Source organism: Kitasatospora sp. NPDC059817 (assembly GCF_042731835.1).
In the GTDB taxonomy this organism is placed as follows: domain Bacteria; phylum Actinomycetota; class Actinomycetes; order Streptomycetales; family Streptomycetaceae; genus Kitasatospora.
Map to the genome: position 1 here is coordinate 1 of NZ_JBHWIR010000225.1, position 10,310 is coordinate 10,310.

A 10,310-nucleotide genomic window follows, 5' to 3' on the forward strand; every position below is an offset into this window, starting at 1 on the left:
GCCCGCGCCCGCGCCCGCGCCCGGGTCGGCGCGGACCGAGCCGGACGGCGACACCCTGGTCTCGCTGTTCGAACGGCAGGCCGCCGCCCGCCCGCAGGCACCCGCCGTGGTGCTGGGGGAGACCGTCCTCACCTACCGCGAACTCGACCTGCGCGCCGACCGGTTGGCCCGCCGGCTCGCCGCCCGGGGCGTGCGCCGCGGCGACCTGGTGGGCGTCGCCCTGCCCCGCTCGCCGGACCTGGTGGTCGCGCTGCTCGGCGTCCAGAAGGCCGGCGCCGGCTACCTGCCGCTGGATCCGGACTACCCGGTCGAGCGGCTGCGCGCGACCATCGAGGACGCCGCGCCCCGGCTCGTGGTGACGGACGACTCCGCCCGGGCGGCGCTGCCCGACGGCGTCGAGACCCTGTCCGTCGACGGCGCGGACGAGCCCGCCGACCGGACGCAGCCGCAGCGCCCCGGCCCGGACGGCGTCGCCTACGTCATCCACACCTCCGGCTCCACCGGCCGCCCCAAGGGCGTCCTGGTCACCCACCGCAACGTCACCCGGCTGCTCGCCACCACCGCCGACCGGTTCGGCTTCGGACCGGACGACACCTGGACCCTGTTCCACTCCTACGCCTTCGACTTCTCGGTCTGGGAGCTGTGGGGCGCCCTGCTGCACGGCGGCCGCCTGGTCGTCGTCCCCCGGGACACCGCCCGCTCGCCCGAGGAGTTCCTGCGCCTGCTCGCCGACGAGCGCGTCACGGTGCTCAACCAGACCCCCTCGGCGTTCACCCAGCTGGCCGCCGCCGACGTCGCCCACCCCGGCCCGAGCGCCCGGCTCGCCCTGCGCTACGTCATCTTCGGCGGTGAGCAGCTCGAACCCTGGCGGCTCGCGGACTGGTACCTGCGGCACCCCCAGGACGCGCCCCGGCTCGTCAACATGTACGGCATCACCGAGACCACCGTGCACGTCACGGCCGGCGACCTCGACGCCGCCGCCGTGGCCTCGGGCACCGCCACCATCGGCCGGCCGCTGCCCGACCTGCGGGCGTACCTGCTGGACGCCGCCCTGCGGCCGGTGCCCGACGGCCTGCCCGGCGAGCTGTACGTGGCCGGCCCCGGCCTCGCCCGCGGTTACCTCGGCCGCCCCGCGCTGACGGCCGGCCGCTTCACCGCCGACCCGTACGGTCCGCCCGGCAGCCGGATGTACCGCAGCGGGGACCGCGCCCGCCGCCGCCCCGACGGCGAACTCGAACACCTCGGCCGCACCGACCGGCAGGTGAAGATCCGCGGCTACCGCATCGAGCCGGGGGAGATCGAGGCCGCGCTCGCCGCACTGCCCGGCATCTCCGGCGCCGCCGTCCTCGCCACCGAACGGGAGCCCGGGCACAAGGCGCTGACCGCCTACCTGCTCGGCACCGAGGAGGCCGTCCGCGCGGCCGCCGACCACGCCCACGCGTCGCTCCCGGACCACCTGGTGCCCGCGGCCTTCGTCGCCGTCGAGGCCTTCCCGCTGACCGCCAACGGCAAGCTCGACGAGCACCGGCTGCGGGCCCGGGAGGCCAGGGCGGCGGACGGCCGGGGCCGGGCGCCCAGCGGCGAGCACGAGACCCGGCTGCACCGGCTGTTCGGCGAACTCCTCGGGGCCGACGGCTTCGGCGCGGACGAGAGCTTCTTCGCCCTCGGCGGCGACTCCCTCTCGGCGAACCGGCTGGTGGTCCGCGCCCGGGCCGAGCTGCCCGCCGAGCTGTCGGCCGAACTGACCATCCGGGACGTCTTCGCGGCCCCCACCGTGGCCGGCCTGGCCGCCCGGATCGGTGCCCGTGGCGCCGCCCGCCAGGGCGATGCGGCGGCCGGTCGGGCGCGCCCGCAGCGCCCGCAGGCCGGCCCCCGCCCGGAGCGCATCCCGCTCTCCTACGCCCAGCGCGGCCTGTGGTTCCTGCACCGGCTCGGCGAGCAGGCGTCGACCTACCACGTCCCGCTCGCCGCCCGGCTGACCGGGCCGCTCGACCTGGCCGCGCTACGGGCCGCCGCGGGCGACGTCCAGCAGCGGCACGAGAGCCTGCGCACCGTGTTCCCGGCCACCGACGGGCAGCCGTACCAGCGGATCCTCGACGACCCGCCCCTTCCGCTGACCGTCCGGCACCCCGACCCCGCCGACCTGGACGCGGCGGTGCACGAGGAGGTCCACCGGCCCTTCGACCTCGAACACGGCCTGCCCTGGCGGCTGGTGGTGTTCACCGCCGGGCCCGGCACCCACCTGCTGCTGATCGTCCTGCACCACATCACCGCCGACGAACAGTCGTTGGGCCCGCTGACCCGCGACCTCGCCGCCGGCTACGCCGCCCGGGCCCGCGGCCGGGCCCCCGAGTGGCCCCGACTGCCGCTCCAGTACGCCGACTTCACGCTCTGGCAGGGCCGGGAGCTCGGCCCGGCCGGCCGGCCCGACAGCCCGCTGGCCACCGAACTGGCGCACTGGCGCGAGACCCTGCACGCCGCACCGGGGCGCACCGCGCTGCCGGTGGACCACGAGCCGCCGCCCGGCACGGCCCTGCGCGGGGCCGCCGCCGAGTTCCAGTGGGACGCCGAACTGGTCGCCGCAGCAGCCGAATTGGCGGCCGGCCGGGGAGCCACCCTGTTCATGGTGCTGCACGCGGCCGTCGCCTGCCTGCTCGCCCGCTCCGGAGCGGGCACCGACCTCGTCCTCGGCACGGTCACCGCCGGCCGCGCCGACCCCGCCCTGGACGACCTGGTCGGCTACTTCGCCCAGCCGCTCGCCCTGCGCACCGACCTCTCGGGCCGTCCGGGTTTCGCGGAGCTCGTCGACCGCGTCCGGCATGCCGACCTCACCGCCTTCGCCCACGACCAGGCGCCCTTCGACCGGGTCGTGGACGCCCTCGCACCCGACCGGAAACTCGGCCGCCACCCGCTGTTCCAGGTGATGATCACCCTGCACGGCGGGCGCCGGCCCGCGCTCACCCTGCCCGGCCTGTCCGGCGCACCGCACCGGTTCGAGCGGGTGATGGCCAAGTTCCCGCTGCTCTTCGAGTTCACCGAACAGCCGGACGGCACGGTGCGCGGCGTCCTGGAGTACAGCACCGGCCACTTCCGCCCCGAGACCGCCGAGCGCCTGGCGCAGGGCCTCGGCCGTCTGCTGGCGGCCGCCCTGGCCGACCCGGCGGCACCCGTCGACACCCTCGACGCCCTCGACCTGCCCGGCACCTCCAGCCCGGCCGCCCGCCCGCTCCCGGCCCCCGCCGCCGCCCGCCCGCAGCCCGTCACCGGCCCGGAGGGCGGCTCGCCCGCCGAGGAGCAGCTGCGGACCCTGTTCGGCAGCGTCCTCGGCCGGGCGCGGCCCGGGCCGTCGGAGGGGTTCTTCCGGCTCGGCGGGGACAGCATCCTGGCGATCCAACTCGCCACCCGGGCCCGGTCGGCGGGAGTGCTGATCACGCCGAAGGACGTGTTCACCCACCAGACCCCGCGCGCCCTCGCCGCCGCCGCGGCCGTCGCCCCGGACGGCGGCCGCGCCCCGGCCGCCCGCCCGGCGGCGCCCGCGCCCCCGGGCGAGGTGCTGCCGCCCACCCCGATCGCGGACTGGCTGGCGGCCCGCGGCGGACCGATCCACGGCTACGCCCAGTCCCTGCTGTGCGAGGTGCCGCCCGGCGCCACCGAACACACCCTGCGCACCGCCCTCCAGCAGCTCGTCGACCACCACGACGCGCTGCGGACCCGCCTGACCGGGGCCCCGGGCGAGCCGCTCGCCTTCGAGATCCGGCCCGCCGGGACCGTCCCGGCGGCCCCGCTGCTGCACCGGATCGACCTCGCCCGCGAGGGCCTCGCCACCGCCCCCGGCCGCGACCCGGCGCCCGCCCTGCTGGAACTCGTCGCGGAACAGCGGCACGACGCCCGCCGCCGCCTCGACCCCTACCGGGGCGACCTGCTGCGGGCGGTCTGGTTCGACGGCGACCAGGGCGGCCTGCTGCTGATGGTGATCCACCACCTCGCCGTCGACGGCGTCTCCTGGCGGATCCTGCTCGACGACCTCGCCCGGGCCCACCGGGCCGCCGCCGACGGCCACCCGGCCGACCTCGCCGCCGTCCCCGTCACGGCCGCCGACTGGGCCCGTGCGCTGCGGGCCGCCGAGGCCGACCCGGCGGTCGCCGCCGACCGCGACCACTGGCACGGCCTGCTGACGGCCGGCACCGGGACCATCGGCACCCGGCCGCTGGACCGCACCCGGGACACCGTGGCCGGGGCCGCGACCCTGCGCACCACCCTGGGCGGCGGCCCGACCGCCGCCCTGCTGACCGACCTGCCCGACCGACTCGGCGCCGCCGTACCGGAGATCCTCCTCGGCGCCCTCGCCGCCGCCCTGCACGGCTGGCGCGCCCGCAGCGCCGACGGCCCGCTCCTGGTGGACGTCGAGGGCCACGGCCGCGACCCGGAACTCGCCGCCCTCGACGGCCTCGACCTCTCCCGGACGCTGGGCTGGTTCACGGTCATCCACCCCGTCCTGCTGGACACCGGCCCGGCCGCGCCCGACACCGGGGGAGCGGCCCCCGCCGACGACCTGGCCCGCGCCGTCGCGGCCGCCCGGCAGCGCCTGCGCGCCACCCCCCACCGGGGCCTGACGTACGGGCTGCTCCAGCGGTCCGGCACGCTGCCCGACCGCCGGGCCCCGATCGCCTTCAACTACCTGGGCCGCTTCGACACCACCCGACGCGGCCCCTGGCAGCCCGTCCCCGGCACCCTGCGCGGCGAGGCCGATCCCACCCTGCCGCTCGCCCACACCCTCTCGGTCGACGCCTTCGTGGAGACCGGCCCGGACGGCCCGCGGCTGCGGGTCGAATGGGCCTGGCCGGCCGGCGTGCTGGCCGCCGACGCGGTGGCCGAACTCGCCGCCCGCTGGGAGCAGGCCCTCACCACCCTGTCGTCCGCCGGCCCGCCCCGGGCCGAGGGGCCCGCAGCCGACGCCCAGCCCGAGGAGCCCGCCGAAGCCTCCGCCGAGGAGCCCGCCGAGGCCGCCGCGCCCGCCGCCGTCCTGCTGCCCGCCACACCGCTCCAGGCCGGCCTGCTGTTCCACTCCCGCTACGCCGCCCACGACGGCCGCCGCGACCCGTACCTCGTGCAGCTCGTCCTCGACCTCACCGGCGCGATCGACCCGGAGCGGCTCCAGGACGCCGCCCAGCGGCTGCTGGCGCGCCATCCGCAGCTCGCCGGGGCCTTCACCAGCGGCGAGTCCGGCCCGCCGCAGCAGGTCGTGCCGGTCGAGGTGACGCTGCCCTGGCGCACCGTGGACCTCACCGGGCGGGCGGAGCGGGAGCAGTCCGCCACCGCCCGGCGGCTCGTGGAGGAGGACCGCCGGCCGTTCGCGGTCGACACGCCGCCGCTGATCCGCTTCACCCTGCTGCGGCTGGCCGCCGACCGGTGGCGGCTCGTCTTCACCCACCACCACCTGCTGCTGGACGGCTGGTCGGTGCCGATCGTGCTGCGCGAGCTGCTCACGCTGCACCAGGGCGTCGACCTGCCCCCGGCGCCGTCCTACCGCCGCTACCTCGACTGGCTGGCCGGGCGCGACGACGCGGCCGCGCGCGGCGCCTGGCGCACGGCCCTCGCCGGGGCCGAGCCCACCCGGGTCGGCCGGCCCGCTCCGGCCGGCGGCGAGGGCGCCGACGACGGCCCGTCGACGAGCGTCTTCACCCTGCCCGCCGGGCTCACCGCTGGGCTGCGGGCGCGCGCCGCGCAGTGGGAGGTGACCCTCGGCTCCCTGGTGGCGACGGCGTGGGCGCTGGTGCTCTCCCACCTCACCGGCCGCGACGACGTCCTGTTCGGCACCACCGTCGCCCAGCGCCCGGCCGAACTGCCGGAGGCGGAGCGGCTCGTGGGCCTGCTGATCAACACCGTTCCGGTCCGGGCCCGGCTGCACCCGGGCGAGCCGCTGCGCGAGCTCGCCGCCCGGCTCCAGCGGGAGCGCACCGCGCTGCTGGACCACGAGCACCTGGGGCTCACCGCGGTGGAGGAGGCCGCCGGCGCCGGGCGGCTCTTCGACAGTTCGCTGGTGTTCGAGAACTACCCGCTGGACGAGGCCGGGTTCGTCGAGCCCGCGCCGGGCCTGCGGATCGGCGCCGTCGAACCGTTCGACGGCACCCACTACCCGCTCTCGCTGGTGGTGCTGCCGCGCCAGGGCGGCCTGGACGTGCGGTTCCAGCTGCGCCCCGCCGAACTGGACCGGTACCTCGACGCGGACCGGCTGCGCACCTTGCTGACGGCCGCCTGCGCCGCCCTGGCCGGTCCGGGCGCGGACGCGCTGACCACCGGCCGGGTCGACCTGCTGCCGCCCGTCCAGCGGGCGGGGCTGCGGGCCTGGGGCACCGGCCCGGCGGCCGACGCCGAACCGGTGTCGGTCGGCGCGCGGTTCGAGCGGCTGGCGGCCGACCACCCGGACCGGATCGCCCTGCGACACGTCGACGGCGCCGGCACGAACGGCACCGGTACCGCCACGGACGCCACCACCACCTACGGCGCGCTAAACGCCGACGCCAACCGGCTGGCCCACCACCTGGCGGCCCTCGGGGTGCGGCCCGGCACCCGGGTCGCCGTGCGGCTGCCGCGCAGCCCGGAGGTGCCGGTGGCGATGCTGGCGCTGGCCAAGCTCGGCGCCGTCTGTGTCCCATTGCACCCGGGGTTCCCGGCCGAGCGGCTGCGCGCGCTCGCCGCCGAGGCGGGCACCGAACTGCTGCTGGACGCCGAGCTGTTGGCGGCGGCCCGGCGGGCGGGCGGGAGTACGGACGACCCCGGCGTGGAGGTGCGGCCCGGGCAGGTCGCCCAGTTGCTGTACACCTCGGGCTCGACCGGCCGCCCCAAGGGCGTGGCGGTCACCCACCGCAACATCCTCGCCCTGGCCGACGACCCGCTGTGGCACGGCCCCGACCACGACCGGGTGCTGTTCCACTCGCCGCACGCCTGGGACGCCATGGTGTACGAGCTGCTGATGCCGCTGCTGACCGGCCGCCAGGTGGTGGTGGCCCCGCCGGGGGAGCTGACCCCGGCGGACTACGCCCGGGCCGTCGAGAGCGGCGGCGCCACCGCGGCCTGGCTGACGGCGGGCCTGTTCGACCTGCTGACCGAGCAGATCCCGGCGGCCCTGGCCCGGTTGCGCCTGATCTGCACCGGCGGCGACGTCGTGCCCCCGGCGGCGCTCGCCCGGGCCCGGCGGGCCGCGCCCGGCCAGCGGCTGCTGGACCTGTACGGGCCGGTGGAGAGCACGACCTTCGCCCTGGGCCACGAAGTCCCGGCGGGCCCGGTCCGCGAGGGCGGGGCCGTCCCGATCGGCCGCCCGCTCGCGGGGACGAGGGTGCTGCTGCTGGACGCCGCGCTGCGCCCGGTGCCGCCGGGCGTCCCCGGCGAGATCCACCTGGGCGGCGAGGGCCTGGCCGCGGGCTACCACGGCGCCCCGGCCCGGACGGCCGAGCGGTTCGTCGCCGACCCGTACGGCCCGCCGGGCGGCCGGCTGTACCGCACCGGGGACCTGGGCCGGTGGGACACCGAGGGCCGGCTGCACTTCCTGGGGCGCGCGGACCGGCAGGTGAAGATCAACGGGTTCCGGATCGAGCCGGGCGAGATCGAGGCCGCGCTGTGCGCCGAGCCGGAGGTCACCGCCGCCCGGGTGGTGCCGCACGGGGCGGGCCCGGCGGGCCGCTCGCTGGTCGGGTACGTGGTCGCCGACCGGCCGGTGGCCGCCGGTGAACTGCGCCGCCGGCTTGCCGGGCGGCTGCCGCGCCACCTGGTGCCCGCTGTGCTCGTCCCGGTCGACGCGCTGCCGCTGGACGCCAACGGCAAGGTCGACACGACCGCCCTGGGCCCGCCGCAGCGGTCGGCCCCGGCGCCGACCCGCTCGCCCCGCCGGGAGGTGCTGGCGGCGCTGTTCGCGGAGGTGCTGCGGGTGCCGGCGGTCGCGCCGGAGGACGACTTCTTCGCGCTCGGCGGCAACTCGATCGCCGCGATGCGGCTGGCTGGGCGGATCCGGTCCACCCTGGGGGTCGACGTGCCGCTCAGTGAGCTGTTCGACGCGCCCACGGTGGCCGGGCTGGACCACCGGCTCGACCGCGCCGCCCGTACCGACGGTGCCGACGGTGCCGAAGGCAGCGCCCCGGCGTTCGGCGACCGGACGGCCCGCCCCGACCGGCTGCCGCTCGCCCCCGCCCAACTGCGCCTGTGGACCGCCAACTACCTGGGCGAGCACCGCCCGGACTACCTCACCACCCTGGCCCTCGACCTCACCGGCGGGCTCGACCCCGCCGCGCTGCGGGCCGCCCTCGGCGACCTGGTGGCCCGGCACGAGGCCCTGCGGACCGTCCTGCCGTACGGCCCGGACGGCCCGGAGCAGCGCATCCTCGCGCCCACCGCCGCCCCGCCCGCCGACGACCCGCCCGCCGACGCCGACCTCGCCGAGGCCGTCCTCGCCGCCGTCCCGTCCGCCGCGCCCCGCCTCCTCGACGTCCCGCCGGAGCGGCTGGACGCCTGGATCGCCGCCGAACTCGACCGCGGCTTCGACCTGTTGACCGAACCGCCGCTGCGCACCGCCCTGCTGCGCAGCGGCCCCGACCGGCACACCCTGCTGCTGGTGCTGCACCACGCGACGGTGGACGGGCACGCGCTCGAACCGCTGCTGGCCGACCTGCGGTCCGCCTACCGGGCCCGGGCGGCCGGCGGGGCACCGCGCTGGCCGTCGCCCGCCGTCCAGTACGCCGACCACGCCCTGTGGCTGCGGCGGCGGCTCGGCAACGAGGACCGCCCGGAGAGCCCGGCCGCCCGGCAGGCCGCCTACTGGAAGGGCGCGTTGGCCGCCCTGCCGCCGTGGCGCGGCCTGCCGGACGCCACCGGCGCCCCGGGCGCCGGGCCGGGCGCGGCCGGCACCGTCCGCTTCGCCCTGGACCAGCGGGAGCACCGCCGGCTGGCGGCCGCCGCCCGGGCCTGCTCGGCCGGCACCGGCATGGTGGTGCAGGCGGCGTTCGCCGCCGCGCTGGGCGACCTCGGCGCGGGGCACGACCTGCCGATCGGGGTGCCGCTGGCCGGCCGGGACGACGAGGTGCTGGACGGCGTGGTCGGCTGCCTGGTCAACACCGTGGTGCTACGGGTCGACACCTCCGGCGCCCCGACGGCCCGCACCCTGGTCGGGCGGGTCCGGGAGCGGCTGCTGGCCGCCCACGCCCATCAGGACCTGCCGTTCGACCGGGTGGTGGAACTGGTCAACCCGGCCCGGCAGGCGGGCCGCCAGCCGCTGTTCGGGGTGGCGGTCTCCCACCTGGTGCGGGCCGAGCCGGCCGACGGCGGGCGGTGGGCCGACGCCGTGGCGGTCGCCGAGCGGCCCGTCCCGGTGGCCCGCACGGCCGTGGACCTGCTGCTCCACCTGGTGGAGCGGCGGACCGCGGACGGCGCACCCGGCGGGCTGGAGTGCGCCCTGGTACACGCGCTGGACGGCTGCGACGAGCCGACCGCCCGGCGGGTGGTGGCCGCCTTCCGGCGGCGGGTCACCGAGTTCTGCGACGAGCTGAACAACGAGCTGAACGGCGAGTTGAACAACGAGCTGAACGACGAGGTCGACGGCGGGCTCGACGACGAGCCGGCCGACGAGTTGAACGACCTTGCCCAAGTGCACGACCACAACCACGAAGTGAGGGTCCGATGAGCAGCACCAACCCCTTCGACGACGAGCAGGGCGCGTTCCTGGTCCTGGCGAACGAGGAGAACCAGCACGCGCTCTGGCCCGCCTTCGTCGACGTGCCCGCCGGTTGGCGCAGCGTGTTCGGCGAGGAATCCCGGCAGGCCTGCCTGGACTACGTCGAGAAGAACTGGACCGACCTGCGTCCGCGCAGCCTGGCCGAGGCGATGGACGCCCGCGTCGACTGAGCGCGATCGGCCGGTCCATCAGGGCTGTTCCACCCTGGCTTAAGGATCTTCCGCCCCCCGCAAGCGAACTGACAGCATGTCAGGGACCGGCGCGGGGCCGGCCCGCAGGAACGAGTGCGGCGCGCCTGGGTTTCCCCCACGCCCGGCCGCGCCGCCGGCGAGCCGGCCCCGGAGCCCCGCAGGCACCCGATTGCCGCCCGTCCGGACCGCAGCGCCACCGCCCGTTGTCCGAAGCCCTCACGAGGAGTCACCGATGAACGCTGTCACCCCGCGCCCCGCCGAGCGCACGGCCCGGCCCCGCCACTACCTGATGTGCCGTCCCAGCCACTTCGAGGTCACCTACGCGATCAACCCGTGGATGGACCCGGCGAAGCCGGTCGACACCGGGCTCGCCGTGGCGCAGTGGGAGCGGCTGTACG

General features: G+C 77.9%; 2 protein-coding genes. Both read left to right on the forward strand.

Translation table 11 applies throughout. The annotated features are described in order from the left end of the window. The first annotated feature begins 64 nt into the window (after nt 1–64). Nucleotides 65–9,670: an amino acid adenylation domain-containing protein gene (locus ACFV61_RS31290; RefSeq protein WP_380495271.1), complete on the forward strand. Its 9,606-nt coding sequence runs from the start codon at nt 65–67 to the stop codon at nt 9,668–9,670. After that, on the forward strand, nt 9,667–9,891 hold the full coding sequence (locus ACFV61_RS31295; RefSeq protein WP_063349723.1) for an MbtH family protein: 225 nt from the start codon (nt 9,667–9,669) through the stop codon (nt 9,889–9,891). Before ACFV61_RS31290 ends, ACFV61_RS31295 begins: the two co-directional genes overlap by 4 nt. Nucleotides 9,892–10,310: the final 419 nt, after the last annotated feature.

Excerpts from the sequence above, each read along its gene's own strand:
- ACFV61_RS31295 (WP_063349723.1), top strand. The coding sequence starts at position 9,667 with ATGAGCAGCACCAACCCCTTCGACGACGAGCAGGGCGCGTTCCTGGTC.